Genomic DNA, 26,626 nt, shown 5'->3' with positions numbered 1-26,626 from the left:
AACATGAAGATTCGGATAGGTACAAGAAAAAGCAGGCTGGCCCTGATTCAGACGAATCTGGTGCGGCGGCGGATAGAAGAGGCATTTCCGGAGGCAGAGGTAGAGCTGGTGGAGATGTCCACGAAGGGCGACGAGATTCTGGATAAATCCCTGACCTCCTTTGGAGGCAAGGGCGTCTTTACCCAGGAGCTGGAGGAGGCTCTTCTGAAGGAAGAAGTGGATCTGGCGGTTCACAGCGCAAAGGATATGCCCATGGAATTTCCGGAGGGGCTCTATATCGGAGCTGTTCTGGAGCGGGCGGATGTCCATGACGTGCTGGTGACCACAAGCGGCGTGAAGGCGCGGGATCTGGCGCCGGGCAGTATCGTGGGAACCAGCTCCCTGAGGCGGGAGCTGCAGATCAAAGAGCTGAATCCCACCGTGCGGATTCAGATGCTCCGGGGCAATGTGCAGACCAGACTCCGGAAATTAAAGGAAGGCCAGTATGACGCCATTCTTCTGGCGGCGGCAGGCCTGGAGCGGCTGGGACTGACGGAGGAGGAAGGCATCCATCTGGAATATCTGGACACGGACAGCTTCCTTCCTGCGGCAGGGCAGGGAATTCTGGCAGTGGAGGCAAAGGAGGGACGGTTTGAGGAAGTCCTGAAGGCCATTCACTGTGAGGAAGCGGAGTTGGAGCTTACGGCAGAGCGCAGCTTCCTGTCGGCCATTGGCGGCAGCTGTAATGCCCCGGCAGCGGGACTTTGCGTTCCGGTGGGCCGTTCCCTGAAGATGCAGGCGCTGTACGCGCCGGAGGGAAGCGCCGGGCTTCGCAGGGCCGAGGCGGTAATAGATCTGACCGGCGCAGACAGCCGGGAGGAAAAGCTTCTGAAGGCCCGTCTTCTGGGTGAAAATCTGGCCAGAGAGGTGAAGCGGGGCAAGGTCTGGCTTCTGGGCGCAGGCCCGGGCGATATGGGACTGCTGACACAAAAGGCGCTCTGGTGTATCCGTCACGCGGACGTGCTGGTCTATGATAATCTGGCAAGCGGAGCCATTTTAAATGAGGCCAGAGAGGACGCAGAGCTTATCTATGCCGGAAAGCGCGCGAGCAACCATCATTTACGCCAGTGGGAGACCAATGCCCTTCTGGTGGAAAAGGCACTGGAGGGAAAAAAGGTAGCCCGGGTCAAGGGCGGCGATCCCTTTATCTTCGGACGCGGCGGCGAGGAGGCCCAGGAGCTTCTGAAGGCCGGCGTGGAATTTGAAATTGTTCCGGGCGTGTCCTCCTCCTACGCAGCTCCGGCTTATGCGGGAATCCCGGTGACCCACCGTGATTTTGCCTCCTCCTTCCATGTGATTACCGGTCATGAGAGCGCGGATAAGAGCGGTCTGGTGCTGGATTACGCCACACTGGCGAAGGAAGAGGGAACTCTGGCCTTTCTGATGGGCCTGAAAAATCTCCCCCATATTGCGGCGGAGCTGATTGCCCACGGAAAGAATCCGGAAACTCCGGCGGCAGTGGTACAGAGCGGAACCACGGCCCGTCAGCGGGTGGTGACAGGGGTGCTCGCCTCTATCGCGGATACGGCCCGGGAGGCAGGGATCGAGACTCCGGCCATTACCGTGGTGGGCGACGTGGTGACCCTGCAGCAGCAGCTTTTCTGGCTGGAGGACAAGCCTCTCCGCGGAAAACGGGTGCTTCTGACCGGCACGAAGCCCATGTGTGAAAAGCAGCGGCAGGTTCTGGCTGAGGACGGGGCAGAAGTGATTCCCTTCAGCCTGATTTATACAAAACGTTTACAGACGCCGGAGACAGAGGCGGCTTTTGCCGGAATCGCGGAATATACCTGGGTGGTGCTGACCAGCAGCAACGGCGTGCAGTTCTTCCTGGAGGAATTAAGAGAACGGCGTCAGGATATCCGGAGCCTGGCCGGCGTGAAATTCGCCGTCATCGGCGCAGGCACAAGGGAAGCCCTGGAGGCAGCGGGAATCTATGCGGACTTTGTACCCAGCCGTTATTCCAGCGCAGATCTGGCGGTAGAGTGGATTCCGACCCTGGGAAAAGAGGATAAGCTTCTGCTACTCAGGGCAGAGGAGGCTTCCACAGAGCTTACAGAAGCCCTGGAGACAGCCGGCATAGACTATAAGGCGGTGGCTTTATATCGGACAGAACGGGACGGGCGCAAGGCGGAGGAGCTGAACCGGCTTCTGCCGGAGATGGATTATATCACCTTTGCCAGCGCATCGGCAGTAAAAGCCTTCGCGGCTATGGCAGAACAGCCGAAGAGACAGAGCGTCCGGGCCATCTGTATCGGACCGGTGACAGAGAAGGCGGCGAAGAAGGCCGGAATTCCGGTCTATGCCAGCGCAGTGGTGTATACCGCGGAGGGAATCCGGGACGTGCTCAGGAAGGATCAGCTATGACAACATTTCTTCACGGCGGAGATATCCGCGGCGCGGCAGAAAGAAGCGGCAGAAGGGAAGCGGAGCTTCTGGACTTCTCCGCCAATATCAATCCCTTCGGTATGCCCCCCGGAGTCCGGGAGGCTGTCATCGAAAGCCTGGACGCTTCCCTGAATTACCCGGATCCCTTTTGCAGGCGGCTTCGGGCAGCCCTTTCTGAGCAGCTTGGCCAGCCGGAGGAGCGGATTCTCTGCGGCAACGGCGGCGCGGATCTGATATACCGACTGGTATACGCCCTTCGTCCGAAGCGGGCGCTGGTAACGGCTCCGGCCTTCGCCGAGTACGAGGAGGCCATGAACCAGGTGGGAACGGGGATAGATTTCTTCCCATTGGGGAAAACTCTGGAAATTACCGAAGGCTATGTGGATAGCTTATGCGAAGAGCACGATCTGGTATTCCTCTGCAACCCCAACAATCCCACCGGAACCTTGACGCCGGTTTGTCTTGTGAAAAAGCTTCTGGATCGGGCAAAGGAGCTTTCGGTGAGCGTCTGTCTGGACGAATGTTTTCTGGATTTTGTGGAAGAGGAGGAAGCCTGTTCGGCTGTGAAATGGCTTTCGGAGTATCCCAATCTTGTGATCCTGAAATCCTTTACGAAAATGTATGCCATTCCGGGCTTGCGTCTGGGGTATGTGCTGTCGGCAGATACCGGGCTTCTGGAACGGATGCGCCTGGCAGGTCAGCCCTGGGCAGTGTCCGGGCCGGCCCAGGCAGCCGGAATCGCGGCCCTTAGAGCAAAGGGCTTCCGGGAGAAAACCATAGCCCTGATAGAGAAGGAGCGGACGTTCCTTCGGACGGAAATGGAGAAGCTGGGACTGCGCGTCTTTGACGGCCACGCCAATTATCTCTGCTTCCAGGCTCCCGGAGACGGGACGCTGGCAGACCGGATGGAGGAAGAGGGAATCCTCATTCGCCGCTGTGCCAATTACCACGGCCTGGGGCCGGATTATTACCGGATCGCGGTGCGGGGCCATGAGGAAAATGAGAAACTTCTGGCAGCCCTGGGGCGGCGCCGGAGCAACTGATTCAGAAAAGAAAAACGGAAGAAGCTGGGTGAGAACATGAGTGACAGAAAAAAAGCAAAAGTAATCATGGTGCAGGGAACCATGTCCAATGCGGGCAAAAGCTTTCTGGTGGCCGGGCTCTGCCGGGTATTTAAGCAGGACGGCTACAAAACAGCCCCCTTTAAATCCCAGAATATGGCATTAAATTCCTACATCACAAAGGACGGACTGGAGATTGGCCGGGCCCAGGCCATGCAGGCGGAGGCCGCAGGCATTGAGCCAACCGTGGAGATGAATCCGATTCTCTTAAAGCCCACCAGCAACGTGGGCAGTCAGGTTATCGTAAACGGCGAAGTGCTGGGCAATATGAAGGCCATGGACTATTACGCCAACAAGCGTCAGCTGATTCCGGAGATTCAGAAGGCCTTCGATAAGCTGTCAGAGGAATACGATATTATCGTGATCGAGGGCGCGGGCAGTCCGGCGGAAATCAATCTGAAGGACAACGACATTGTCAATATGGGAATGGCAAAAATTGCCAACGCTCCCGTACTGCTGGCCGGCGACATCGACCGGGGCGGCGTCTTCGCCTCCCTGTACGGAACGGTGAAGCTTCTGGAGGACGACGAGCAGCAGAGAATCAAGGGTCTGATCATCAACAAATTCCGCGGCGATGTGGAAATCCTGCGTCCGGGCCTCCGTATGATCGAGGAGCGCACCGGCATTCCGGTGGTGGGCGTAGTGCCCTTAACGCCGCTGGATATCGACGACGAGGACAGCCTGTCTGAGCGTCTGAATCATAAGGAGAAAAAGGGCGGTATCGACCTGGCTGTCGTAAGACTTCCACATATTTCCAATTTCACGGATTTCAATGTGTTTGAGGGCATGGAAGGGGTATCCTTACGCTATGTGCGGGAGGTGAGTGAGCTTGGCCGTCCCGATCTGATTTTCCTGCCGGGAACCAAGAATACCATGGACGACCTGGCCTGGCTTCGGGAGTCCGGCATGGAGACTGCGGTGCTCCGCTGCTCCGGGGACGGGATTCCGGTGGTGGGAATCTGCGGCGGTTATCAGATGCTGGGCGATCTTCTGGAGGATCCGGATAATGTGGAGCACGGCGGAACCATGCGGGGCATGGGCCTGTTACACACGAAGACCGTATTCTCCCAGGCGAAGACCCGGACCCGGATTCAGGGCCGCGTCAAAAATGAGGCGGAGCTTCTGGACTTCGCCGGAAAAGAAGTGCAGGGCTACGAGATTCATATGGGCCGCACAGAGGCTCTGGGCGGCTGCCGGGAGACCATTTACCTGGAGGACGGTCGTGTAGACGGCCTTTCCAATCCGGAGGGAACCGTGTACGGCACCTATCTTCACGGCATTTTCGACTATGGCGATCTGGCGGCCATGCTGGTGAGCCGTCTGATGGTGAAGAAGGGGCTCGACCCGAAAAACTGGCATTTTGATGCTCAGGCCCATAAGAAGCAGGAGTATGACAAGCTGGCGGATCTGGTCCGCGGCTCTCTGGATATGAAGAAGATCTACGAGATATTGGAGGAAGGAATCGGATGTTAAATGAAATTGAAATTGTAAAGCCTATGGATATCGAGAAGCGCAGTATGGCGATTATCACGGAGGAGCTTCATGGCCGCACCTGGCCGGAGCCGGAGTTCTCCATCGTGAAGCGCTGTATCCATACCTCCGCGGACTTTGATTACGCGGACAATCTGTGCTTTTCGGAGCATGCGGCGCAGATCGGCGTGGACGCCCTGAACAGGGGCGCTTCCATCGTGACAGATACCCAGATGGCAGCCTCCGGTATCAACAAAAAGCGGATGCGGGAATGCGGCGGAGAGGTATACTGCTTCATGAGCGATCCGGATGTGGCTGCGGAAGCCAAAGAACGGGGCTGCACCCGGGCGGCTGTCTGCATGGAGCGGGCGGCGGCGCTTCAGAAGCCTCTGATCATTGCGGTGGGCAACGCGCCGACGGCACTTATTCGTCTCTATGAGCTGATCGAAGAGGGCAGGATTAAGCCGGAGCTTATCATCGGCGCCCCGGTGGGCTTTGTGAACGTGGTAGAGGCAAAGGAGATGATTATGACCGCAGGCATTCCCTACATCGTGCCCAGAGGACGGAAAGGGGGCAGCAACATTGCGGCCACCATCTGCAACGCCATGTTGTATCAGGGTGGAAGATAGAAATGACAGAAAATAGAAGTGAAAAATATATGGAACTGGAACAGTACAGAAAAGAAATGAAGCCGTTGGACAAAGCTTCCGTAGAGGCGGCCTGGAAGCACTGGGATTCCCTGTGTAAGCCCTTGCGGGGTATGGGAAGACTGGAGGAGATGGTGGTCCAGCTGGCGGGAATCTACGGAACCTCCCGGCTGGGCGAAATCGCGGATCTGAGGCCGGTGGTAGTCATCATGGGCGCGGACAACGGCGTGGTAGCCGAGGGCGTCAGCCAGACCGGAAGCGAGGTAACGGCTCAGGTGCTGGAAAATATGGGCGACCGGAAATCCTCCGTCTGCATTATGTCGAAGCAGATGGGAATCGAGGTCATTCCGGTAAACATCGGTATGTTTGTGGACGGACAGCATCCCCGGATCTGGAACCGGGTAGTCCGCTATGGAACCGCCAATCTGGCGAAGGGACCGGCCATGAGCCGGGAAGAGGCCCTGCAGGCCATTGAAACCGGAATCCAGGTGGTAAAAGAGCTGTATCAGGCGGGCCACCGGATGATCATTACCGGAGAAATGGGGATCGGCAACACCACGCCCAGCTCAGCTATGGCAGCCGTGCTGCTTCATAAGGACGTGGCGGAGGTGACCGGACGGGGCGCAGGCCTTTCCAGCGCCGGACTGGATCATAAGATCGAGGTGATCCGCCGGGCGATCGAAGTCAATCAGCCGGACAAGAACGATATTCTGGACGTGCTTTCCAAGGTGGGAAGCCTGGATATCGCAGGCATGATCGGCTGTTATCTGGGCGGAGCCATGGTAGGAGCTCCGGTGCTGATCGATGGTTTCATTTCTTCTGTAGCAGCCTATTGCGCGGCAGGGCTTGCACCGGAGTGCGAGGCCTATATGGTACCGACCCATTGCTCCGCGGAGCCGGCAGGTCGGATGATGCTGGACGCCATGGGCATGACTGCGCCCATTCAGGCAGGCATGCACCTGGGAGAGGGAACCGGGGCTGTGACGGCCTATAGCCTGTATCAGTACGCCCTGGCACTCTACAACGGACTTCCCAGCTTTGCGGAAGGAAATGTGGAGGAATACACGCACCAGCAATAGAAGCGTGGACAGGGAAACGTATTATTTATATGGAGGTGGGAGTATGAAGAGAAACAAGGTAAGAGTTCTGGCAGGGCTTCTGATGACGGCCATGGTGCTGTCCCTGGGCGGCTGCGGAACAAAGAAGGTGGAAGAATCCGGAACAGAGACGAAGACAGAGGAAGCTTTGGACAGTCCGTCAGAGGAAACAGACGGGGCCGAGGAAGATGGCTTCACAGGCTCGGACAGCAGTGATCCGGAAGCTCCCAGCTTCGCGGCTCTCCAGTACGTGGATTTCACCTTCTCCAGCGGCGCGGGAGCCTGGGCCACCCAGCTGAATATCCGGCCGGACGGCAGCTTTTCCGGGGAATACTGGGACATGGACATGGGAAGCAGCGGAGAGGGTTACCCCAACGGAACCCAGTACGGCAATACCTTTACTGGGAAATTTACTGATTTACAGAAGGTCAATGCCTATACCTGGGCCATGAAGCTTGGTGAAATCAATTACACGTATGAGATAGGAAAAGAAGAGATCCTGGATCAGATTCTCTATTCATATACGGAGGCTTACGGTCTGGACGGTGCGGACGAGGTCGATATCTATCTGCCCGGGGCTCCGGTTTCTGAGCTGCCGGAGGAGTTTTTACAGTGGGCGTGCAGCAATTATGATCGTCTTGAGGCCGAAGAGAACGGTCTTCCCTGCTACGGCCTTTACAATGTGGAGGGCGCAGAGGGATTTTCCGGCTATGATTTCATCGATACAGCGGTGGAATATGTGGAAAACGCGGCAAAGGCAGATCAGGAGATTGTCCGTTCCCTTCAGGAGGATCCCTCCCTTACCCAGGCGGATATGAATGTAAAGAGCAAGGAGCGCTATGAAAACTGGGACGCAGCCCTGAATCTGGTCTGGTATCAGCTGAAGATGAAGGGCGTCCTGAAGGACGAAGATATGAAACAGCTTCTTACGGAGCAGCGGGAATGGATTAAAGAGAAAGAAGAAGCCGCCAAGAAGGCCGGAGAAGGGTCAGAGGGCGGCAGCATATGGGCGTGCCTGGTCAATGATAAAGCGGCAGAACTTACGAAGGAGCGGACCTATGTTCTTCTGAATATCCTGCTGGAGGCAGCAGGCCGGGAACCGGTGACTGCACAGTAAAAATAAGGAAAAACCAATGCTGGAACAATACGTTTATAAAAACAACAAAAAAATGCGGATGGGCTATACCACCGGATCCTGCGCCGCGGCGGCTTCCAAGGCGGCGGCCTGGATGCTGCTTCACGGGCAGATCCTGCCGGAGGTAGAGCTGATGACGCCAAAAGGGATCGGCCTCCGTCTGGAGGTGCTGGATCCGAAGCTTTCCCAAGGGGCGGCTTCCTGCGCGATCCGTAAAGATGCAGGCGATGATCCGGACGTGACCGACGGACTTCTGATCTATGCCACAGTCCGGAAGGCAGAAAAGCCCGGCGTTACCCTGGACGGCGGCGAGGGCGTAGGCCGGGTAACCCGGGTGGGCCTGGAGCAGGCTGTGGGCGACGCGGCCATCAACAAGGTACCCCGGCAGATGATCCGGGAGGGCGTGGAAGAGATCTGCAGGGCGGCCGGATATACCGGCGGCCTTTCGGTGATCATTTCCATTCCGGGGGGTGAGGAGCTGGCCCGGAAGACCTTCAACCCTAGGCTTGGTATCGTAGGTGGCATTTCCGTCCTGGGAACCAGTGGGATCGTGGAGCCCATGAGCGAGGAGGCCCTGATTCAGACGATCCGGGTGGACATCAAAATGCAGCTGTCCGGAGGACGGAGCTATCTGGTGTTGGTGCCGGGCAATTACGGTTTGGATTTTCTGGAGGATTATGAGCCGGAGGTGCTGAAGCGTTCCGTCAAATACAGTAATTTTCTGGGAGAAGCCATCGACGCGGCGGTGGAATTCGGCGCAAAAGGAATTCTGCTGGTGGGACATATCGGAAAGCTGGTGAAGCTGGCCGCAGGGATTATGAATACTCACTCCCGCAACGCCGACGCCCGGATGGATATCCTGACGGCCCATGCGGCGGTGCTGGGTGCGGATCAGGAGACGGCAGTCCGGCTGATGGATTGCATTACCACCGATGAGGCTTTGGATATCCTGAAGGAGAAGGGACTGCTGGAGCCGGTGATGAAGCGGCTGATGGAGCGGATGGAATTCTATGTGGATCACCGGAGCGGAAAGAGCCTGGAGCGGGGAATCCTGACCTTTTCCCTGGAGCAGGGAGTGTTGGGTGAATCGTCGGACGTACGGCGTCTGATTTACTGTGTGAAAAAGGAGACAGAAGCATGAGACTTGCGGTAATCGCCTTTACCAGATCGGGCTGCGGTCTGGCAAAACGGGTCCGGGAGGCCTGTGAAGCAAAGGGAGATAGCTGTATTTGCTGCTGCAAGGGCAGGGACGCAGAAGACTGGGGCATACCGGTGCTGGGGGGGTCCTTAAGGGACTGGACCGGCGAGAGGTTTGGGACCTGCGACAGTCTGCTTTTTATCGGGGCTGCCGGAATCGCAGTGCGCGCCATTGCGCCCTTTGTGGCCAGCAAGGCCTCGGATCCGGCGGTGCTGGTGATGGACGAACAGGGGCATTTCGTGATTTCCCTGCTGTCCGGCCATCTGGGCGGAGCCAACGCCCTGACCCGGGAGATAGCTGCCCTGGTGGGGGCGGTTCCGGTTATCACCACCGCCACAGACGCGGGAGGACGCTTTTCGGTGGACGATTTTGCCCGTCGGGAGCAGATGTATCTGGATAGCCTGAAGCTGGCAAAAGAAGTAGCCGCAGATATCCTGGAGCAGCGGACCGTGGGACTTTACAGTGATTTTGAACTGGCGGGCCCCGTTCCGCCGGAGCTGTCCATTCAGAAAAGGGACGGGCTTGGGATCAGCATTTCTGTGGACGAAACCTACGATCCCTTCCCCAGAACCCTGCACCTGGTGCCCCGGATTGCGGTTCTGGGTATCGGCTGTAAAAAAGGAACGCCGAAGGCAAAGATAGAAGCCCTGGTGGAACAGGTGCTTTTGCAGAACCAGCTGTCGGAGCATGCGGTTTTCCGGGTGGCGACCATCGATCTGAAAAAGGAGGAGCCCGGTCTTCTGGAGTTCTGCCGGGAGCGGAAGCTGCCCCTGGTGACCTATGGGGCGGCGGAGCTTGAGAAGGCGGAATGCGAGGGAGGCTTTTCGGAGTCCTCCTTTGTACGACAGATTACCGGCGTAGGAAATGTGTGCGAGCGGAGCGCGCTCCTGGCGGCAGGCAGACGGAAGCTGTTTCAGCGGAAGGTTGCCCGGGACGGTGTAACGGTGGCCATCGCGCTGGAGGAGTACAAGGTGAATTTTGGATAAAAGAGGTACGGAGGCATGAAGCAGGTAATTGTATTTGCAGGAACAACAGAGGGAAGAGAGATCAGTGAGTGGCTGGCAGAGGCGGGAGTGGAAACCCTGTGCAGCGTAGCCACCGAATACGGCGAGCTTCTGGTGGAAAAGCGGCCCCATCTGAGCGTCCACCGGGGACGGCTTCTTCCGGAAGAAATGGAACAGCTTTTCCGGGAAGAGGGGCGGCCGCTGGTGCTGGATGTAACCCACCCCTACGCCGTAGTGGTGTCGGCGAATATCCGGACAGCCTGTGAAAAGGCAGGCTGCGAGTATCTGCGCCTGATCCGCCCCTCTCTGATAGGGGAGGCGGACGCCGGAAACGGTTCCGGAGAAATCGTAACCGTGGAAAGCGTGGAGGAGGCCATTGCCTTTTTAAAGACCACGGAAGGATCTATTTTTGTCACCACAGGCAGCAAGGAACTTTCCAGATTCACGGCCCTGCCGGATTATCAGAATCGTGTCTACGCCCGGGTCCTGGCTACGCCGGAGGTGGTGGCACAGTGTACGGAGGCAGGCTTTACAGGCCCCCATCTCATCTGTATGCAGGGGCCCTTTTCCAGGGAACTGAACCTGGCCATGCTCCGGAGCACCGGGGCGGCCTGGATGGTTACGAAGGAGGCCGGCCGGGCAGGCGGCTTTGAGGAAAAAATGACCGCTGCCAAAGAGGCTGGAGTCAAAGTTGTGCTGATCGGCCGCCCGCAGGAGCAGGAAGGGCTGTCCATGGAGGACGGCGTGAAGCTGCTGGCAGAGCGGTTTCAGATCGATTCCCGCGACGGGAAACGATCAGAAACCGCTTCGATGGATTCTCGTGACGAGAAAAACGAACGAATCGCATACTTAATCGGTATCGGCATGGGCACCCCGGATCAGCTGACCGGAGAGGCCCGGGCAGCCTTTGATCAGGCCGACTGTATCCTGGGATCCGGACGGATGCTGGATTCCTTCCGGTATATGGGAAAGCCGCTTTTTGACGCCTACGATTCCGGCAAAATGCTCGGCTTTGTGCAGGAGCACCCGGACTATCATACCATCGCCGTGGCCCTGTCCGGCGACGTGGGCTTCTACAGCGGCGCCAGGCGTCTGATTACTGCATTTGAGGGGGCGGGGATCCGCACGGAATTGATCACGGGAATCTCTTCCGTAACTTATTTTTGCAGCCGCCTGAAAATCGCCTGGGAGGACGTGAAGCTTATGAGCATCCATGGCCGCCGGGAGAATCTCATCGGGGCGGTGAGGACCCATTTCCGGACCTTTACCCTGCTGGGCGGCAAAGACAATGTGGCGTCCTTATGTGAAAAACTGGAAAATTATGGGCTCCACAATGTAAAGTTGTATATCGGAGAGCGGCTCCATTACCCGGAGGAGCGGATCACGGAGGGTACGCCGGCAGAGCTGAAGGAAAAAGCCTTCGACGGTCTCTGCGTAGCTATCATCGAAAATCCGGCCTACATAAGCGGGCTTCGAAGCTGTATCCCCGATGAGGAATTTAAACGGGGCGACGCGCCCATGACGAAGAGTGAGGTGCGCAGCCTATCTGTGGCAAAGCTGCAGCTTGCGAAGGATTCCATCGTCTGGGATATCGGCGCGGGAACCGGCTCTGTCACCATCGAGATGGCGCTGGCAGCCTTGGACGGAGAAGTCTATGCGGTCGAGAAAAAGCCGGCGGCGGCAGCCCTGATTGAGGAAAATGCCCGGAAATTCGGTACGCCCAACGTGGAGGTGCGTGTGGGGACGGCTCCGGAGGCGCTGGCAGACCTGCCGGATCCCACCCATGCCTTTGTCGGCGGTTCCTCCGGCAATATGAAAGAGATTTTACAGCTGCTGCTTGAAAAGAACCCAAAGGTCCGGGTGGTGGTGAACGCCATTACCCTGGAGACCGTGGCGGAGGCCAACAGCTGCTTCAAGGAGCTTGGCTTCACGGACGTGGACATTACTCAGATTCAGGCGGCCAAGGCAAAAAAAGTGGGCCCCTACGAAATGATGATGGGCCAGAATCCGGTCTACATCTTTGCCGGAACCGGAAAGGGGGAGGCGTAAATGAGAGTACCCAGAATCATGCTGGCGGCGCCTGCCAGCGGAAGCGGCAAGACCCTGATTACCTGCGGCATTCTGCAGGCCCTGGTGAACCGGGGCTTCAACGTAGCTTCCTTTAAATGCGGGCCGGACTATATCGATCCCATGTTTCACAGCCGGGTGATTGGCGTGAAATCCGGAAACCTGGATACCTTCTTTACGGATCGGGAGACGACCCGCTTCCTGTTCGGAAGAAGGGCGGCCGAGGCCGAGGTTTCTGTGGTCGAGGGCGTCATGGGCTACTACGACGGGCTGGGCGGTATCTCAGAGGAAGCCAGCTCCTCGGACGTGGCGGAGACGCTTGATATGCCCGTGGTGCTGGTGGTCAACTGCCGGGGAATGAGCATCTCCGTGGTGCCGCTGATCAAGGGCTTTCTGGAATATCAGAAGCCCAGCCATATCCGGGGCGTGATTTTGAATCAGATGCCCAAGGCCCTGTATCCGGATATGAAGGAACAGATCGAGCGCTGGCTTCCGGTGAAGGTGCTGGGCTATGTGCCAAAGGCAGAGGATCTGGTGCTGGAAAGCCGTCATCTGGGCCTGGTGCTTCCGGGGGAAATCGAACGCCTGAAGGAGAAGCTGAATCAGTTGGCAGAGGTGATAGAGGAGAGTATTGATCTGGACGCGTTTCTGGCCATGGCCTGGGAGACGGAGGATTTTACCTACGAGACGCCCGAACTTCCGAGGCTTTCCGGGACAGAGAAGGTCCGGATCGGCGTGGCGGAGGACGAGGCCTTCTGTTTCACCTACCGGGATAACCTGCAGCTTTTAAAGGACATGGGAGCGGAGCTGGTATCCTTTTCCCCGATCCGGGATAAGAGCCTGCCGGAGGGGCTTCACGGCCTGCTCTTAAGCGGCGGCTATCCGGAGCTTCACGCGAAGGAATTGAGTGAAAATGAATCCATGCGGCGTTCGATCCGGGAAGCCCTGGAAAAAGGGCTGCCCTGTATCGCCGAGTGTGGAGGCTTTCTCTATCTCCACCGGACCCTGGAGGGGGCCGACGGCGTGGAATACCCCATGGTGGACGGGATCAAAGCCAGGGCTTACCGGACAGACCGGTTATCCCGCTTCGGCTATATCGAAATGGAAGCAAAACGGGATCAGCTGATTTTGAAAGAAGGCGAAAAGGCCCGGGGCCATGAATTCCATTACTGGGAGAGCGAAAACTGCGGAGACGCGATCCATGCCAAAAAGCCTCTCCGGAAGCGGAGCTGGGACTGTGTACACGGTACGGATACGCTCTATGCGGGCTTCCCCCATCTGTTCTTTTATTCCAATCCGGCGATTGCCTGGAACTTTTTACAAAAATGTGAGGAATACCAATGCTTGCAGTAATTACGGGAGGCAGCGGAAGCGGCAAATCCGAGTACGCGGAGAGCGTAGCCACTTCCCTGGCAAAGCGGGACGGACTCCCCTTATATTATATCGCCACCATGCGCCCCTTCGGCGAGGAGGGAAAGCGCCGGGTGGAGCGGCACCGGAAGCTCCGGGCCGGAAAAGGCTTTGAGACGATAGAATGTTATGTAAATCTGAAAGAGCAGGCCCTGCCGGATAAGGGCGTGGTGCTTCTGGAATGTATGTCTAACCTGACGGCCAATGAGATGTTTGAGCCGGAGGGGGCGGGGGACAATACGGTGGAAGAGGTACAGGCAGGCGTGGACGCCCTGCGGGAGCGGTGCGCCCATCTGGTCATCGTGACCAACGATATCTTTTCCGATGGAATTACATATGATGAAATAACAGGGCTGTATCAGGAGCGTCTGGGGATCATCAATCAGAACATCGCCGCGGAGGCTGATGCGGTGACGGAGGTGGTCTGCGGAATTCCCCTGCAGCTGAAACGAAAAGGAAACAGCTTATGAGACGAATCTGGAACAGTTTTAAAATCGCGTTTTCCATGTACTCCAAGATTCCCATGCCCCGGGCGGACTGGGAGAAGGAAAATATGCGCTATATGATGTGCTTCTTTCCCTTTGTGGGAATCGTCATCGGCGCGCTGGCAGCAGGCTGGAGCGTGTTAAGTAAAAAAATCGGCGTGGGCGATACGCTTCGAAGCGCCGTGTATGTATTGCTCCCGGTACTGGTGACCGGCGGCATCCACCTGGACGGCCTTTTGGATACGGCAGACGCCCTGTCCTCCTGGCAGCCGAGAGAAAAGAAGCTTGAGATTCTCAAGGATTCCAATGCGGGAGCCTTCGCGGTCATTGTGGCCTGCTGTTATTTTCTGGCCTGCTTTGGCTTCTGGAGCGAGCTTTCCGGACGGCAGGTGCTGGTGCTCTCCGGCGGCTATGTGCTGTCCCGGTCCATGAGCGGCCTTTCGGTAGCGTCCTTTCCCTGTGCCCGGAAGACCGGAACGGTGGCGGCCTTTTCCGACGCGGTACAGGAAAAGGTTGTGATGTTCAGCCTGTATGTGCTGCTCTTTCTGGCGGCAGGCTATATGTGCCTGCTGGACGCGAAGCTTGGCACCGCGGCGGTGGTGGGAGCCTGGTGTACCTTTTTCTGGTACTACTGCATGTCCATGAAGCAGTTTGGCGGCATTACCGGAGATCTGGCAGGCTGCTTTCTGCAGGCCTGTGAGCTGGTTATGGCCATCTGTGTGTGGGTGGCAGGAAAATTTTAGGAGGAACATGGGGTATGATACTGATTACAGGAGGAGCCTTTCAGGGGAAAAAAGCCTATGCGAAGAAGCGGTTCGCCCTGAAGGAGCAGGATATGGTAAATGGGGCCGACTGTACGGAAGCGGAGCTTTTAAAGGCCCGGGCCGTGGTTGATTTTCAGGAATATGTACGCCGGGTACTGAAGGAGGGCGGCGACCCTTCCCTTCTGGCGGAAAAATTGTATACAGAAAATCCGGATATCCTTGTGATTACGAACGAGCTGGGAAGCGGCGTGATTCCCGCGAATCCCTTTGAACGCCAGTGGCGGGAGGCTTCCGGACGGGCAGCCTGCGATCTGGCGAAATACGCAGCAGAGGTTCATCGCGTGGTCTGCGGGATCGGGACGGTGATCAAGGAATGAAGGAGCTGTATCTGATCCGCCATGGAAAGACTTATGGCAACACCCTGGGGCGCTATATCGGAACCACCGACGAGCCCCTGTGCGAGGAGGGAAGAGAAGCTCTGCAGGCTATTTTCGAAGCGGGGCTCTACCCCATGCCGGACGTCCTGTACGGAAGTCCCCTGAAGCGTTGCCGGGAGACGGGGGCGATTTTATTTCCGGGCAAGGAAATGATTTCGGTTCCTCGGCTCCGGGAATGTGATTTCGGTGAATTCGAAAATAAGAATTATAAAGAGTTGTCCGGGAATGCGGCCTACCAGGCCTGGATTGACAGCAACGGCACGCTGCCCTTTCCGGGAGGCGAAAGCCGGGAGGCCTTTGAAGAGCGGTGTGTCAGGGGCTTTCAGGAAGTCCTTGCGGATTTAAAAGAAAAGGCGGTTCACCGGGCGGCCCTTGTGGTACACGGGGGAACGATTATGAGTATCCTGGCAGCTTACGCGGCACAGAAAGAGGAGTTTTATCACTGGCAGATTAAGAACGGAGAGGGCTTTCGTATGCTTGTGAATGAGACGGAAAAAGGAGGAGTTTTTCTCGATGAAATATCACATCTATGCCCTGATTCTGGGCTTTGTACTGGATCTGATCTTCGGTGATCCAAGATGCTTATATCACCCCATCTGTCTCATCGGCAATCTGATTGCCCGGGCGGAGAAGCCCTTCCGGGCGGCGTTCCCGAAGACAGAAAAGGGCGAGCTGGCAGCAGGCGTGTTCTTCTGTATTTTCGTGGTGGCCGTATCTACGGCAGTGCCCTTCGGACTTTTATATCTGGCCCGGAACATCAATTTCTGGCTGTATTTTGCCCTGCTGACATTCTGGAGCTTCCAGATTCTGGCAACGAAATCCCTGAAAACCGAGAGCATGAAGGTCTACGAGGCTTTAAAAGAGGGAGATCTGGAAAAGGCCCGCCATGCGGTGTCTATGATTGTGGGACGCGATACCCAGGCCTTAAATGAGGAGGGCGTAGCCAAGGCGGCAGTGGAGACGGTGGCGGAAAATTCCTCCGACGGCGTGGTGGCTCCCCTGCTTTTTCTGGCCATCGGCGGCCCGGTTCTGGGCTTTTTCTATAAGGCGGTAAATACCCTGGATTCCATGGTGGGCTATAAGAACGACAAATATCTGTATTTCGGCCGCTTCTCCGCGAAGCTGGACGATGTGCTGAATTATATCCCCGCCCGGATAAGCGGCCTTCTGCTGGTTGCGGCGAGCCCGCTGGCAGGCCTAAGCATATCCGGCGCCTGGAGGATCTGGCTGCGGGATCGCCGCAACCATGCCAGTCCCAACTCCGCCCAGACCGAGGCGGCAGCGGCGGGCGCGCTTGAAGTTCAGTTGGCCGGGGACGCTTATTATTTCGGAAAGCTTTATAAAAAGCCGACCATCGGCGATCCCATCCGGCCGGTGGAGTATGAGGATATCCGCCGCATGAACCGGCTGATGTACGCGGGCGTGATTCTGGCGCTGGCGCTTGTGGCGGCAGCAGCGGCGCTGGCCGGAGTGCTGGCAGTATAAAAGTATTTAAGACCACAAAACATAGCTGTAAAGGAAAAACGATAGAGATCATATCTATTTATACACAAATTCAGGAGGTGCTGTCCTATGAAACAATCATGTATCCACATCTACTGCGGCGACGGCAAAGGCAAATCCACCGCAGTGACCGGCCTGGCGGTCCGGGCTGCAGGAAGCGGCAGAAGGGTCATTTTCACCCAGTTTATGAAGGATGGGAAATCCTCAGAGCTGAAGGTACTGCGGGAGCTGCCCGGGGTTACGGTGCTGACCTGTGAGAAGCAGTTCGGCTTCTTCTGGAATATGACGGACGAGCAGAAAAAGGAGGCGGCAGCCGCCTATCAGGCGCTCTTTGACCGGGCCACAGAGCTGGCAGCGCAGGAAGATGCTTTCCTGCTGGTCATGGATGAGTTTATGTCCTGCTACAATCACGGCATGTTGAACCGGGAAAAAGCCCTGGATTTTCTGAAGAACCGTCCGGAAGGTCTGGAGGTGGCCCTGACAGGCCGGGATCCGGCCCCGGAGCTTCTTAAACTGGCCGATTATATCTCCGAGGTGCGGAAAATCAAGCATCCCTTCGATCAGGGTGTACATGCCCGGAAGGGAATTGAGCTGTAGGAGAAGAACAGGGGCTTGACAGGCCGGGGGAAAGAGTGGTAATGTGGAAATGCCCAGGGTCAAAAGAAGTCTGACCCGAATTTCCATTTAAAAACAGAATGATGAGGTGCAAGGATATGCAGGAAATGAAACCGATCAAAGAAGGTAAGGTACGTGAGATTTACGACAACGGCGACAGCCTGATTATGGTAGCGACAGACCGTATCAGCTGCTTCGATGTGATTCTTCATAATGAAGTGACAAAGAAGGGCGCGGTGCTGACCCAGATGTCCAAATTCTGGTTCGATATGACAGAGGAGATTCTGCCGAATCACATGATTTCCGTTGATACAAAGGATATGCCGGAGTACTTCCAGCAGGAGAAGTTCCGGGGCAAATCCATGATGTGCAGAAAGCTTCAGATGCTTCCCATCGAGTGTATTGTCCGTGGTTATATCACAGGCAGCGGCTGGGCCAGCTACAAGGAGAACGGAACCGTCTGCGGTATCAGGCTTCCGGAAGGACTGAAAGAGTCTGACAAGCTGCCGGAGCCGATTTACACACCGTCCACCAAGGCAGAGATTGGCGATCATGACGAAAACATTTCCTACGAGCAGAGCATCGCTCATCTTGAAAAATATTTCCCGGGCAAGGGAGAGGAGTACGCAAAGGCTCTTCGCGACAACACCATTGCCCTTTACAAGAAATGCGCGGAGTACGCCCTGAGCAAGGGAATCATCATCGCGGACACCAAGTTTGAGTTTGGCCTGGATGAAAATGGCAACCTGGTGATCGGCGACGAGATGCTGACGCCGGACAGCTCCCGTTTCTGGCCGGCAGACGGCTATGAGCCGGGCCACGGACAGCCCTCTTTTGACAAGCAGTTTGCCCGCGACTGGCTGAAGGCCAACCCGGACAACGACTGGACCCTGCCCCAGGAGATCGTGGACAAGACCATTGAGAAATACCTGCAGGCATACGAGATGCTGACCGGAAAGCCACTGGAGGTATAGGTAAAAAATTGAGGCGCGGATATGTTCCATTTTTGGAGTATATCCGCGTTTTTTATGTAATAGGAAATTCCGATGGAATCCCCTATTACATAAAAAACATTATCGCACTGCGGCGGAGAGGTAGTATGTCGCTTGAGCGACCCGCCGCAGGCGGAGAATCCTGCGTAGCAGGATTCTTTCTTATATACAAAAGACGGATAGAAAATCACCGTTATGTTTTGAAAAACAGGTGAAACTTCCGCCCTGCTGTGTTACACTGGATACATAGATTGGTTTTTTGGAGGAATTTGGGGTATGAAATGTATCAACACAACGGATGCGGTGGGCCATGTGCTCTGCCACGACATTACACGGATCGTCAAGGATGTGGTTAAGGACACCGCATTCCGCAAGGGACATATTGTGACCGAGGAAGATATTCCGGTGCTGTTATCCCTGGGAAAGGATCACCTGTATGTCTGGGAGAAGGACGAGAACACCCTCCATGAAAATGAGGCGGCAGAGATTCTGTGCGCCGTCTGCAGGAACGAAAATATGCATCCCACCGATGTGAAGGAGGGAAAAATTGAGCTGGTGGCCGACTGCGACGGCCTGTTCCGGGTAGATGTGCCGCGGCTTGACGCCATCAACGAAATAGATGAGATTATGATTGCCACGCGGCATAATAACACGCCGGTGAAAAAGGGCGACCGTCTGCTGGGAACCCGGGTGATTCCGCTTGTTATCGCGAAGGAGAAGCTGGAGCGGGTAAAGGAGGCTGCGGGAAGCGAGCCTTTGGTTTCCCTGACGCCTTATAAGCCCCTGAAGGCAGGCATTGTCACCACAGGAAATGAAGTGTATTACGGACGGATCAAGGATACTTTCACGCCGGTTATCATCGAGAAGCTGGCCGCCTATGGAATAGAGGTCTGCGGACACATCCTCTGCGACGACAACCGGGAGAAGATTACCGAGGCCATTCTGAAGCTGAAGGAAGAGGGAGCGGACATGATTCTCTGTACCGGAGGCATGAGCGTGGATCCGGACGATCAGACGCCGGGCGCGATTAAGCAGACGGGAGCGCGTATTGTATCCTACGGCGCGCCGGTGCTTCCGGGAGCCATGTTCCTGCTGGCTTATTTCGAGGACGGTACGCCGGTTATGGGACTGCCGGGCTGCGTCATGTACGCGAAGGCTACGGTCTTTGACCTGGTACTGCCCCGGATTGCGGCGGGGGTAGAGGTGACGAAGAAGGAACTGGCCCATATGGGAAATGGCGGCTTCTGTCTGGGCTGTAAGACCTGTCATTACCCCAACTGCGGTTTTGGAAAAGGCGTATAAGGGGGAAACTGGTATGGGAGGAATTACAGCTGAGGCGGCGCTTGCGCTGGTTCTGGCGCATACGCCTGTGATTCAGGAGAAGGAACGGCTTCCGGTCGCGGAGATTTCCGGACGGGTGCTGGCCGAGGAAGCAAAGACCAGATTTGACAATCCACCCTTTCCCCGTTCGCCCATCGATGGATATGCCTGCAGGGCAGCGGATTTGGAGGAAGCCTGCAGGGAGCGGCCGGTCTGTCTGAAGGTTCTGCGGGAGATTGACGCGGGAGATTATTCCAAGGAAGAGGTGCAGCCGGGCCAGGCTGTACGTATTATGACCGGGGCGGCGATTTCGCCCGGCTGTGACTGCTGCGTCCGTCAGGAGGATACGGATTACGGCGAGGAAACGGTACAGATCTATAAGGCGGAGAGGCCGTGGGGCAATTATTGCTTCCGGGGCGAGGACTTTAAGGCAGGACAGGTACTGATGAAAGCGGACCGGGAGCTTGGCTTCGTGGAGGCCGGAGTGTTGGCCGGAATGGGAATCCCGGAGGTAGCTGTTTACCGCCGTCCCCGGATCGCGGTGCTGACCACCGGCAATGAGGTGGTGCAGCCGGGAGAGCCGTTGGCTCCCGGCAAAATCTATGACATCAACCAGAAGCTTCTGGCGGCCCGTCTGATGGAGCTGGGCGTGGAGCTTCTGGAGGCCCGCTCCGTCCCGGACGAGCCGGAGCAGATGGCGGAGGCTCTGAAAAAGGCCGCGAAGGAAGCGGATCTGATCGTTACCACAGGCGCTGTGTCTGTGGGAAAAAAGGACATCATGCATGAATCCCTGGCCCGGATTGGGGCGGAGCGCGTTTTCTGGGGTATCCAGGTGAAGCCTGGTATGCCCACCTTATTTTCCGATTATCAGGGAATCCCGGTCATGAGTCTGTCCGGCAATCCCTTCAGCGCCCTGGTTATCACCGAGCTTTTGCTCCGCCCTATGCTGGCGAAAATGATGAGAAAGCCGTCTCTTGATCTGGTGCGGGTGCAGGGAACCCTGGCGGACGCCTTTGGAAAGCCCAGTCCGGGAAGAAGATTTGTCCGGGCTTACTGGGAAAAGGGAACCTTCCATCTGCCGGAGGGACTGAATTCCAACGGCGTGCTGGCCTCCATGGTGGGCTGCAATTGCCTGTTGGATGTGCCTGCAGGATCTGGGGCGCTGAAACCGGGGGATTCGGCGGAGGCAATTCTGTTATGAGTGTTTTCTTTGCCGTCAGCGGTGTGAAAAATTCGGGAAAAACCACGTTGATCACGAAGCTCCTGCCGGTTCTGACCGGACGGGGGCTGAAGGTGGCTACCATCAAGCATGACGGCCATGATTTTCAGACCGATGTGCCGGGAACGGATACCTTTGCCCATTTTCAGGCGGGAGCCTACGGTACCGTGGTTTTTTCGGACCACAAATATATGGTCGTAAAGAAGCAGCCGGAGGAAGCACGGGCGGGGCAAATGACGCCGGAGCAGCTGGCGTCCTGGTTCCCGGAGGCGGATCTGATTCTGCTGGAGGGCTTTAAGGACAGCGGATATCCAAAAGTGGAGCTGATTCGCGGAGCCAATTCCTCGGACTGTGTCTGCAGGGGGCGTAATTTACGCGCCATTGTGACAGATCTGGCGCCCGGAGCGGTGAAGGGACTGCCGGAGGGCGTGCCGGTATTCGGGCTGGAAGATGTGGAGAACATTGCGGAATTCATTTTAAAGGATTTGTTTCTTTTATCCAGAAATACAAAGGAGATCATATGAAAACAGGAGCGGTTATCATAGCCTCCGGCGATTATGGGGAGGAGCAGCGGGAAAACGAGGGGATTCATCTGTTCCTGCCCATGTATCCGCTGGATGGGACAACGGTTATCAAGGGAGAGATCGCCAGGTTCCGTAAGGCCGGGATTTCTCCCATCGTAGTGCTGGCAGGCTGTCACAGCGAGACACTAAAGCTGCACCTGAGTCACAATAATGTCATCTTCGTGGAAGATGAAGCCTACCGGGAGCATAGCTTTGAGGAAGCCCTGAAGCTGGCCCTGGAGGCGGCTGCGCCTCTGATGGATCGGGCCCTTGTGCTGCCGGTGGAATATCCGGCCTTTGGGGAGGAGACCGTGGAGGCTCTTTTGAAGGCGGAAGAGGCTTCGGTGCCGGTATATGGGGGGCAGGCCGGCTGGCCCAGAAGTGTGGTACCGGGGGAGAGCGATACCAAAGTAAGACAGGACAGGATTCTGGTGGGGGATCCGGGCGTCTGCTATTCGCTTCTGGACGCAGGCGGGATCGAACGGGTGTCTGCTTACCTGAAAGCCCGGTGGGACGCCGCCACCCTTCATTTCAAAACCAAGCTGGTGATATCCAAGGAAGAGGATTTCTTCGGTCCCGGCGTCTACCACCTGCTTCAGTACATTGATGAGACCGGTTCTATTCAGGCTGCGGCGGCCAAAATGAATATGTCCTATTCCAAGGGCTGGAAAATGATCAACAAGGTGGAGAAGGAGCTGGGCTTCCGGTTCCTGAACCGCTGTAACGGAGGAAAGAACGGGGGCAGCTCTACCATCACCTCCGAGGGCCGCCTCTTCATGGAGCGGTATCACGCCATGCTGGAGGACATGAAGCGGATTACCCGGGGATTTTTTGAGGTGTATTTCGGGGAGTTTCAGTAAAAAGCACAGAGTGAAAGGGAGGTTGCACTTGCACCCTCCTTTTTTTATGTGTATAATAGACCTATCGTTATTCTTCTGAAAAAATAACGGAAAGAAGCAGTGCGAAATAAGAGAAAAGAGGGATAGTTATGATGAGGAAGAAGGTAATCGCAGGTCTATTGGCCGGCGCTCTGGCAGTATCTATGCTTAACTGCGGAAGCAAGCAGGCGGAAGAGATTCCGGCAGCAGAGGACACTGCAGAGGCAGATCCGGTGACTTTGAATGTCTTTGCGGCGGCATCCATGACAGAGACCCTGACAGAGATTCAGGAGATGTACAAAGAGGTTGCCCCGAATGTAACCCTGGTATTCAATTTTGATTCCTCAGGAACCCTGAAGACTCAGATTCAGGAGGGCGCGGACTGCGACGTATTTATTTCCGCGGCACAGAAGCAGATGAACCAGCTGGACAAGGACGCGGATCCGGAGGTGAATACCGACGGTCTGGATTACGTGCTGGAGGGCACCCGGGTCAACCTGCTGGAGAATAAGGTAGTTCTGGCAGTGCCGGACGGCAACCCGAAGAACATCGAATCCTTTGCGGATCTGGGTACCGATAAGCTTATCCTTCTGGCCCTTGGAAATGAGGACGTTCCGGTGGGACAGTACTCCACAGAGATCCTGACCAATCTGGGTATTCTGGACAGCCTGGAGGCAGCGGGCAAGATTACTTATGGTTCTAACGTAAAAGAGGTGACAACCCAGGTTTCCGAGGCAGCTGCGGACGCAGGCATTATCTACGCTACCGACGCGTTTTCCACCAAGCTGACCGTTGTGGATCAGGCGGGAAGCGATCTGTGCAAGCAGGTTATCTATCCGGCGGCAGTCCTGAATGTTTCGAAGAATCAGGAGGCGGCAAAGGAATTCCTGGCCTATCTGCAGACTGATACCTGTATGAAGGTATTTGAGGCAGTGGGCTTTGCGGCGGCAGAATAAAAGGACGGAGTAGAGTTTTATGGACTGGTTTCCCCTGTATAATTCCCTGCGTATTGCGCTGATTGCCAGTGTGATCGTGTTTTTTACGGGCATTTTTGCGGCTTACTATATCGCAAAGCTTCACCCGGTGGTGAAGGGCGTGCTGGACGTGGTGCTGACGCTGCCCCTGGTCCTGCCGCCCACGGTAGTCGGATATTTTCTGCTGATGGTGATGGGACCCAGAAGACCGCTGGGCGCCTGGTTTATGGAAAATTTTGGAACCAAGCTGGTAATGACCTGGTATTCCGGTATTTTCGCGGCGGCTGTGGTGGCCTTTCCGCTGATGTACCGGACAGCCCGGGGAGCTTTTGAGAGCTTCGATGAGACTTACGCCTATTCCGGACAGACCCTGGGCCTGTCCAACAGCTTTATCTTCTGGCGGATCCGGATGCCGGCCTGCAGGCAGGGCATTCTGGCGGGAGCCGTCCTGGCCTTTGCCAGAGCCCTGGGCGAGTATGGGGCCACCAGCATGGTGGCCGGTTATACGCCGGGCCGGACCGCGACCATTTCCACCACCGTCTATCAGCTCTGGCGGACGGACAACGATGCCCTGGCCTTCCGGTGGGTTTTGGTCAACGTGGCGATCTCGGCAGTGGTACTGCTGGTGGTAAATCTGTTGGAAAAAAGCGAGCGGGCTTCCCGCATGGGTATAAAACGAGAGGCCGGGAGGTAGCGTAGATGTCATTGTATGTGGATATCAGAAAAAAACTGGGAGATTTCCGGCTGGAAACGCAGTTTAAGGCTGCGGAGGGGGTGACCGGGATTCTGGGAGCCTCCGGCTGCGGCAAGAGCATGACTCTCCGCTGTATTGCGGGTATCGTGAAGCCGGACGAAGGATATATAGAGCTGGACGGCCGGGTGCTTTTTGATTCGAAGAAGAACATCAATCTACGGCCCCAGGATCGCCATGTGGGACTGTTGTTCCAGAATTACGCCCTATTTCCCAATATGACGGTGCGCCAGAATCTGATGACGGGACTGAAGGCAGAAAAGACCGGGAAAAAAGAAGCGGAGATAAGAATTCAGGAAATGCTGGAAAAGTTCGAGCTGAAGGGTCTGGAGAAGCATAAGCCTGCGGAGCTTTCCGGAGGCCAGCAGCAGAGGGTGGCGCTGGCGCGGATCTTCCTCTCCAGCCCCCGTGTGCTGATGCTGGACGAGCCTTTTTCTGCGCTGGACGGTTATCTGCGCTGGAATCTGGAGCAGGAGCTTCTGGAGACGCTGAAGGAGTTCGGCGGCCCCACCCTGTTTGTGTCCCACAGCCGGGACGAGGTGTACCGGATCTGCGACCGGGTATGTGTGATGGATCAGGGTTCTTCAAGTCCGGTGATTCCGGTAAAGCAGCTCTTCGAAGCGCCAAAGTCCAGGGCGGCTGCGCTGCTGTCCGGCTGTAAAAACTTCGCGCGGGCCCGGGTTACGGGGAAGGGCCGGGTAACTGTGCAGGACTGGGGCGAGACGCTTTTCTACAGCGGAGAACACGAACCGGACACAGAGGACGTCCGCTATGTGGGCGTGCGCAGCCATTATATCGGGCTGATGGGAGAAAAAGAGGCGGCGACGCAGCCGGAGAATACCTTCCGGTGCCGGATTGACCGGGTTATTGACGACGTCTTTTCCACGGTGCTGATGGTGACGCCGGAGCATGCGGAGAATTCACAGGAGAGCCGGAAGAACCATTTCGACCGGATCCGTGTGGAGATCACCAAGGAACACTGGCGGGAATTCTGTGAAAGGGAGTTTGCGGACAGAGAAAATCCGCAGGATACACTCTGGCTTCATGTGAATCCTGCGGACGTGATGGTGTTAAGATAGGTCAGCCTCCGATACGGGACATTTCCTTTCGTTCCGTTACGGTCGGAATATTTTCAAAGCAATGGGCTGCGGGCTTCTGACTGATAGCCTGGGCCAGCAGGGCTTTTACGTCCTCCGGACTTCCGTTCCGGAGGGCATTTTTTATGGAAATATGGTCGCTGTAGCACAGACAGGGCTTGATATCCCCGGTGGCCGTCAGGCGGATCCGGTTGCAGGAGCTGCAGAATTTCCCATGAATGGCGCTGATAAAACCGATACTGCCCGAAAAGCCGTCGATCCGGTAATAGCGGGCGGGGCCATTGCCGTGGGTACGGGAATCCGGGATCACCCGCTCGGAGCCGTAATGGGCGCGCAGGCGTCTAAGAATCTCCGGGTTGGACACAGGCTCCAGGGTTTTTCCGTAGCCGATGGGCATCAGCTCGATAAAACGTACGTCCAGCTTATGGTTTTTCGCAAGCTCCGCCAGGGCGATACATTCCATATCGTTGACGCCCCGCTGGAGAACGGCGTTGATCTTGACCGGAATCCGGCGTTCCTCCATGGCGCGGATTCCATCCAGTACGGAGGAAAGCCGATCAAAGCCGGTGATTTCGGCATATTTTACCGGGTCGAGGGTATCCAGGCTGATGTTGACCGCGTGAAGTCCCTGGCGGCAGAGCTCGTCGGCACAGGAGGCCAGCAGGATTCCGTTGGTGGTTAGGGTGACCTGCTCGATACCGGGCAGGGCGCTCAGCATACCGATGAGATCGGTGCAGCCTCTGCGGACCAGAGGCTCGCCGCCGGTCACTTTGATTTTACGAATACCCAGAGCTGCGGCCTGGCGGCAGGCTTCGGTGACCTCCTCCAGGCTCAGAATCTCCTCCATGGGAAGCCATTCGATACCGTCGGGCATACAGTAGCGGCAGCGCAGGTTGCAGCGGTCGGTGATGGAGACGCGCAGATAGTCGATATCCCGTCCATATTGGTCTTTCATAGGGTTATTCCGCCTTTCTCACAAACTCTCCGCTTTTTCCGCCGCTTTTGCGGCAGAGATGGATATCGGACATCTCCATACCCTTATCGACGGCCTTGCACATATCGTAGATAGTCAGGAGTGTGATCTGGACGCCGGTCAGTGCCTCCATTTCCACGCCGGTCTTTCCGGTGGTGCGGACGGTGCAGACCGCCCGGACTGAGGCAGTTTCCTCCTCTAAGACAAAGCGGATTTCTACCTTGGTCAGGTTCAGCAGGTGGCAGAGGGGAATCAGCTCGGAGGTCTTTTTGGCGCCCATGATTCCGGCTACCCGGGCCACGCAGAGAACGTCGCCCTTTCCCATTTCCCCTTCTTTTATCTTTTCAAAGCATTCCCGGCTCATGGAAATGCGGCCCTCGGCCACAGCCTCCCTGGCGGTTTCTGCCTTGGCGCTTACGTCCACCATGATGGCTTCTCCCTGCCGGTTAAAATGTGTAAATTCACTCATGATTCTTCTCCTT

General features: G+C 56.5%; 26 protein-coding genes. 24 read left to right on the top strand and 2 right to left on the bottom strand.

All coding sequences use genetic code 11. The annotated features are described in order from the left end of the window. Window positions 1-3: 3 nt before the first annotated feature. The 24 genes from hemC (at window position 4) to ACTNCH_RS00965 (ending at window position 25,153) form a co-directional block, all read left to right on the top strand. On the top strand, window positions 4-2,403 hold the full coding sequence (gene hemC / locus ACTNCH_RS01080; RefSeq protein WP_441015557.1) for a hydroxymethylbilane synthase: 2,400 nt from the start codon (window positions 4-6) through the stop codon (window positions 2,401-2,403). Further along, window positions 2,400-3,467 carry a threonine-phosphate decarboxylase CobD gene (gene cobD, locus ACTNCH_RS01075; RefSeq protein WP_441015559.1) on the top strand — a complete coding sequence of 356 codons (1,068 nt, stop codon included), beginning with the start codon at window positions 2,400-2,402 and terminating at the stop codon, window positions 3,465-3,467. Before hemC ends, cobD begins: the two co-directional genes overlap by 4 nt. A 36-nt stretch (window positions 3,468-3,503) precedes the next feature. Continuing rightward, the gene (locus ACTNCH_RS01070) at window positions 3,504-5,018 is read left to right on the top strand and encodes a cobyric acid synthase (protein WP_441015561.1); all 1,515 of its coding nucleotides are present in this window, start codon (window positions 3,504-3,506) and stop codon (window positions 5,016-5,018) included. Then, complete coding sequence (locus ACTNCH_RS01065) at window positions 5,012-5,644, top strand: precorrin-8X methylmutase (protein WP_441015563.1); 633 nt, start codon at window positions 5,012-5,014, stop codon at window positions 5,642-5,644. Before ACTNCH_RS01070 ends, ACTNCH_RS01065 begins: the two co-directional genes overlap by 7 nt. A gap of 2 nt (window positions 5,645-5,646) precedes the next feature. Continuing rightward, entirely contained in the window at window positions 5,647-6,741 is a 1,095-nt protein-coding gene (gene cobT, locus ACTNCH_RS01060; RefSeq protein WP_441015565.1) for a nicotinate-nucleotide--dimethylbenzimidazole phosphoribosyltransferase, read from the top strand. A gap of 43 nt (window positions 6,742-6,784) precedes the next feature. After that, window positions 6,785-7,876: a lysozyme inhibitor LprI family protein gene (locus ACTNCH_RS01055; protein ID WP_441015567.1), complete on the top strand. Its 1,092-nt coding sequence runs from the start codon at window positions 6,785-6,787 to the stop codon at window positions 7,874-7,876. 16 nt (window positions 7,877-7,892) lie between these two features. Beyond that, entirely contained in the window at window positions 7,893-9,035 is a 1,143-nt protein-coding gene (gene cbiD / locus ACTNCH_RS01050) for a cobalt-precorrin-5B (C(1))-methyltransferase CbiD (protein WP_441015569.1), read from the top strand. Continuing rightward, on the top strand, window positions 9,032-10,078 hold the full coding sequence (locus ACTNCH_RS01045; protein WP_441015571.1) for a cobalt-precorrin 5A hydrolase: 1,047 nt from the start codon (window positions 9,032-9,034) through the stop codon (window positions 10,076-10,078). The genes cbiD and ACTNCH_RS01045 overlap by 4 nt, the downstream gene beginning before the upstream one ends. A 15-nt stretch (window positions 10,079-10,093) precedes the next feature. Beyond that, a complete protein-coding gene (gene cobK, locus ACTNCH_RS01040; protein WP_441015573.1) occupies window positions 10,094-12,145 on the top strand; it encodes a precorrin-6A reductase in 2,052 nt (683 codons plus the stop codon). Continuing rightward, the gene (locus ACTNCH_RS01035) at window positions 12,146-13,516 is read left to right on the top strand and encodes a cobyrinate a,c-diamide synthase (RefSeq protein WP_441015575.1); all 1,371 of its coding nucleotides are present in this window, start codon (window positions 12,146-12,148) and stop codon (window positions 13,514-13,516) included. Further along, on the top strand, window positions 13,504-14,043 hold the full coding sequence (locus ACTNCH_RS01030; RefSeq protein ID WP_441015577.1) for a bifunctional adenosylcobinamide kinase/adenosylcobinamide-phosphate guanylyltransferase: 540 nt from the start codon (window positions 13,504-13,506) through the stop codon (window positions 14,041-14,043). The genes ACTNCH_RS01035 and ACTNCH_RS01030 overlap by 13 nt, the downstream gene beginning before the upstream one ends. Then, the gene (gene cobS / locus ACTNCH_RS01025; RefSeq protein WP_441015579.1) at window positions 14,040-14,801 is read left to right on the top strand and encodes an adenosylcobinamide-GDP ribazoletransferase; all 762 of its coding nucleotides are present in this window, start codon (window positions 14,040-14,042) and stop codon (window positions 14,799-14,801) included. The genes ACTNCH_RS01030 and cobS overlap by 4 nt, the downstream gene beginning before the upstream one ends. 14 nt (window positions 14,802-14,815) lie before the next feature. Then, window positions 14,816-15,199, top strand: a complete 384-nt coding sequence (locus tag ACTNCH_RS01020) for a bifunctional adenosylcobinamide kinase/adenosylcobinamide-phosphate guanylyltransferase (RefSeq protein WP_441015581.1) — start codon at window positions 14,816-14,818, stop codon at window positions 15,197-15,199. Then, window positions 15,196-15,831: a histidine phosphatase family protein gene (locus ACTNCH_RS01015; RefSeq protein ID WP_441015583.1), complete on the top strand. Its 636-nt coding sequence runs from the start codon at window positions 15,196-15,198 to the stop codon at window positions 15,829-15,831. Before ACTNCH_RS01020 ends, ACTNCH_RS01015 begins: the two co-directional genes overlap by 4 nt. After that, the gene (gene cbiB / locus ACTNCH_RS01010; RefSeq protein WP_441015585.1) at window positions 15,773-16,744 is read left to right on the top strand and encodes an adenosylcobinamide-phosphate synthase CbiB; all 972 of its coding nucleotides are present in this window, start codon (window positions 15,773-15,775) and stop codon (window positions 16,742-16,744) included. Before ACTNCH_RS01015 ends, cbiB begins: the two co-directional genes overlap by 59 nt. Before the next feature lie 87 nt (window positions 16,745-16,831). Then, on the top strand, window positions 16,832-17,359 hold the full coding sequence (locus ACTNCH_RS01005) for a cob(I)yrinic acid a,c-diamide adenosyltransferase (RefSeq protein ID WP_441015587.1): 528 nt from the start codon (window positions 16,832-16,834) through the stop codon (window positions 17,357-17,359). A gap of 116 nt (window positions 17,360-17,475) precedes the next feature. Next, the gene (locus ACTNCH_RS01000; protein WP_441015589.1) at window positions 17,476-18,351 is read left to right on the top strand and encodes a phosphoribosylaminoimidazolesuccinocarboxamide synthase; all 876 of its coding nucleotides are present in this window, start codon (window positions 17,476-17,478) and stop codon (window positions 18,349-18,351) included. Between the two features lie 294 nt (window positions 18,352-18,645). Then, window positions 18,646-19,671 carry a molybdopterin-binding protein gene (locus ACTNCH_RS00995; protein ID WP_441015591.1) on the top strand — a complete coding sequence of 342 codons (1,026 nt, stop codon included), beginning with the start codon at window positions 18,646-18,648 and terminating at the stop codon, window positions 19,669-19,671. A gap of 13 nt (window positions 19,672-19,684) precedes the next feature. Further along, window positions 19,685-20,890, top strand: a complete 1,206-nt coding sequence (locus ACTNCH_RS00990) for a molybdopterin molybdotransferase MoeA (protein ID WP_441015593.1) — start codon at window positions 19,685-19,687, stop codon at window positions 20,888-20,890. Next, complete coding sequence (mobB, locus tag ACTNCH_RS00985) at window positions 20,887-21,432, top strand: molybdopterin-guanine dinucleotide biosynthesis protein B (RefSeq protein WP_441015595.1); 546 nt, start codon at window positions 20,887-20,889, stop codon at window positions 21,430-21,432. The genes ACTNCH_RS00990 and mobB overlap by 4 nt, the downstream gene beginning before the upstream one ends. Next, a complete protein-coding gene (locus ACTNCH_RS00980) occupies window positions 21,429-22,331 on the top strand; it encodes an NTP transferase domain-containing protein (RefSeq protein WP_441015597.1) in 903 nt (300 codons plus the stop codon). Before mobB ends, ACTNCH_RS00980 begins: the two co-directional genes overlap by 4 nt. Before the next feature lie 128 nt (window positions 22,332-22,459). Continuing rightward, window positions 22,460-23,305 (top strand): molybdate ABC transporter substrate-binding protein, encoded by an 846-nt coding sequence (gene modA / locus ACTNCH_RS00975; RefSeq protein WP_441015599.1) that lies wholly within the window; start codon window positions 22,460-22,462, stop codon window positions 23,303-23,305. 19 nt (window positions 23,306-23,324) lie between these two features. After that, window positions 23,325-24,017, top strand: a complete 693-nt coding sequence (modB, locus tag ACTNCH_RS00970) for a molybdate ABC transporter permease subunit (RefSeq protein WP_441015601.1) — start codon at window positions 23,325-23,327, stop codon at window positions 24,015-24,017. Window positions 24,018-24,022: 5 nt separating this feature from the next. After that, a complete protein-coding gene (locus ACTNCH_RS00965; protein ID WP_441015603.1) occupies window positions 24,023-25,153 on the top strand; it encodes a sulfate/molybdate ABC transporter ATP-binding protein in 1,131 nt (376 codons plus the stop codon). A gap of 1 nt (window position 25,154) precedes the next feature. Here the strand turns inward: ACTNCH_RS00965 and moaA are convergent, their stop codons facing one another. Beyond that, window positions 25,155-26,126 (bottom strand): GTP 3',8-cyclase MoaA, encoded by a 972-nt coding sequence (gene moaA, locus ACTNCH_RS00960; protein WP_441015605.1) that lies wholly within the window; start codon window positions 26,124-26,126, stop codon window positions 25,155-25,157. Between the two features lie 4 nt (window positions 26,127-26,130). Further along, window positions 26,131-26,613, bottom strand: a complete 483-nt coding sequence (moaC, locus tag ACTNCH_RS00955) for a cyclic pyranopterin monophosphate synthase MoaC (RefSeq protein ID WP_441015607.1) — start codon at window positions 26,611-26,613, stop codon at window positions 26,131-26,133. Between the last annotated feature and the right edge of the window lie 13 nt (window positions 26,614-26,626).

Origin of the sequence: Candidatus Merdisoma sp. HCP28S3_D10 (genome assembly GCF_052065835.1) — a bacterium.
Lineage (GTDB): Bacteria > Bacillota > Clostridia > Lachnospirales > Lachnospiraceae > Laedolimicola.
Note: the sequence above shows the minus strand (reverse complement) of the source record. Positions and strands in the feature narration are given on the sequence as shown.

Excerpts from the sequence above, each read along its gene's own strand:
- hemC (WP_441015557.1), top strand. The coding sequence starts at position 4 with ATGAAGATTCGGATAGGTACAAGAAAAAGCAGGCTGGCCCTGATTCAG.
- cobD (WP_441015559.1), top strand. The coding sequence starts at position 2,400 with ATGACAACATTTCTTCACGGCGGAGATATCCGCGGCGCGGCAGAAAGA.
- ACTNCH_RS01070 (WP_441015561.1), top strand. The coding sequence starts at position 3,504 with ATGAGTGACAGAAAAAAAGCAAAAGTAATCATGGTGCAGGGAACCATG.
- ACTNCH_RS01065 (WP_441015563.1), top strand. The coding sequence starts at position 5,012 with ATGTTAAATGAAATTGAAATTGTAAAGCCTATGGATATCGAGAAGCGC.
- cobT (WP_441015565.1), top strand. The coding sequence starts at position 5,647 with ATGACAGAAAATAGAAGTGAAAAATATATGGAACTGGAACAGTACAGA.
- ACTNCH_RS01055 (WP_441015567.1), top strand. The coding sequence starts at position 6,785 with ATGAAGAGAAACAAGGTAAGAGTTCTGGCAGGGCTTCTGATGACGGCC.
- cbiD (WP_441015569.1), top strand. The coding sequence starts at position 7,893 with ATGCTGGAACAATACGTTTATAAAAACAACAAAAAAATGCGGATGGGC.
- ACTNCH_RS01045 (WP_441015571.1), top strand. The coding sequence starts at position 9,032 with ATGAGACTTGCGGTAATCGCCTTTACCAGATCGGGCTGCGGTCTGGCA.
- cobK (WP_441015573.1), top strand. The coding sequence starts at position 10,094 with ATGAAGCAGGTAATTGTATTTGCAGGAACAACAGAGGGAAGAGAGATC.
- ACTNCH_RS01035 (WP_441015575.1), top strand. The coding sequence starts at position 12,146 with ATGAGAGTACCCAGAATCATGCTGGCGGCGCCTGCCAGCGGAAGCGGC.
- ACTNCH_RS01030 (WP_441015577.1), top strand. The coding sequence starts at position 13,504 with ATGCTTGCAGTAATTACGGGAGGCAGCGGAAGCGGCAAATCCGAGTAC.
- cobS (WP_441015579.1), top strand. The coding sequence starts at position 14,040 with ATGAGACGAATCTGGAACAGTTTTAAAATCGCGTTTTCCATGTACTCC.
- ACTNCH_RS01020 (WP_441015581.1), top strand. The coding sequence starts at position 14,816 with ATGATACTGATTACAGGAGGAGCCTTTCAGGGGAAAAAAGCCTATGCG.
- ACTNCH_RS01015 (WP_441015583.1), top strand. The coding sequence starts at position 15,196 with ATGAAGGAGCTGTATCTGATCCGCCATGGAAAGACTTATGGCAACACC.
- cbiB (WP_441015585.1), top strand. The coding sequence starts at position 15,773 with ATGAAATATCACATCTATGCCCTGATTCTGGGCTTTGTACTGGATCTG.
- ACTNCH_RS01005 (WP_441015587.1), top strand. The coding sequence starts at position 16,832 with ATGAAACAATCATGTATCCACATCTACTGCGGCGACGGCAAAGGCAAA.
- ACTNCH_RS01000 (WP_441015589.1), top strand. The coding sequence starts at position 17,476 with ATGCAGGAAATGAAACCGATCAAAGAAGGTAAGGTACGTGAGATTTAC.
- ACTNCH_RS00995 (WP_441015591.1), top strand. The coding sequence starts at position 18,646 with ATGAAATGTATCAACACAACGGATGCGGTGGGCCATGTGCTCTGCCAC.
- ACTNCH_RS00990 (WP_441015593.1), top strand. The coding sequence starts at position 19,685 with ATGGGAGGAATTACAGCTGAGGCGGCGCTTGCGCTGGTTCTGGCGCAT.
- mobB (WP_441015595.1), top strand. The coding sequence starts at position 20,887 with ATGAGTGTTTTCTTTGCCGTCAGCGGTGTGAAAAATTCGGGAAAAACC.
- ACTNCH_RS00980 (WP_441015597.1), top strand. The coding sequence starts at position 21,429 with ATGAAAACAGGAGCGGTTATCATAGCCTCCGGCGATTATGGGGAGGAG.
- modA (WP_441015599.1), top strand. The coding sequence starts at position 22,460 with ATGATGAGGAAGAAGGTAATCGCAGGTCTATTGGCCGGCGCTCTGGCA.
- modB (WP_441015601.1), top strand. The coding sequence starts at position 23,325 with ATGGACTGGTTTCCCCTGTATAATTCCCTGCGTATTGCGCTGATTGCC.
- ACTNCH_RS00965 (WP_441015603.1), top strand. The coding sequence starts at position 24,023 with ATGTCATTGTATGTGGATATCAGAAAAAAACTGGGAGATTTCCGGCTG.
- moaA (WP_441015605.1), bottom strand. The coding sequence starts at position 26,126 with ATGAAAGACCAATATGGACGGGATATCGACTATCTGCGCGTCTCCATC.
- moaC (WP_441015607.1), bottom strand. The coding sequence starts at position 26,613 with ATGAGTGAATTTACACATTTTAACCGGCAGGGAGAAGCCATCATGGTG.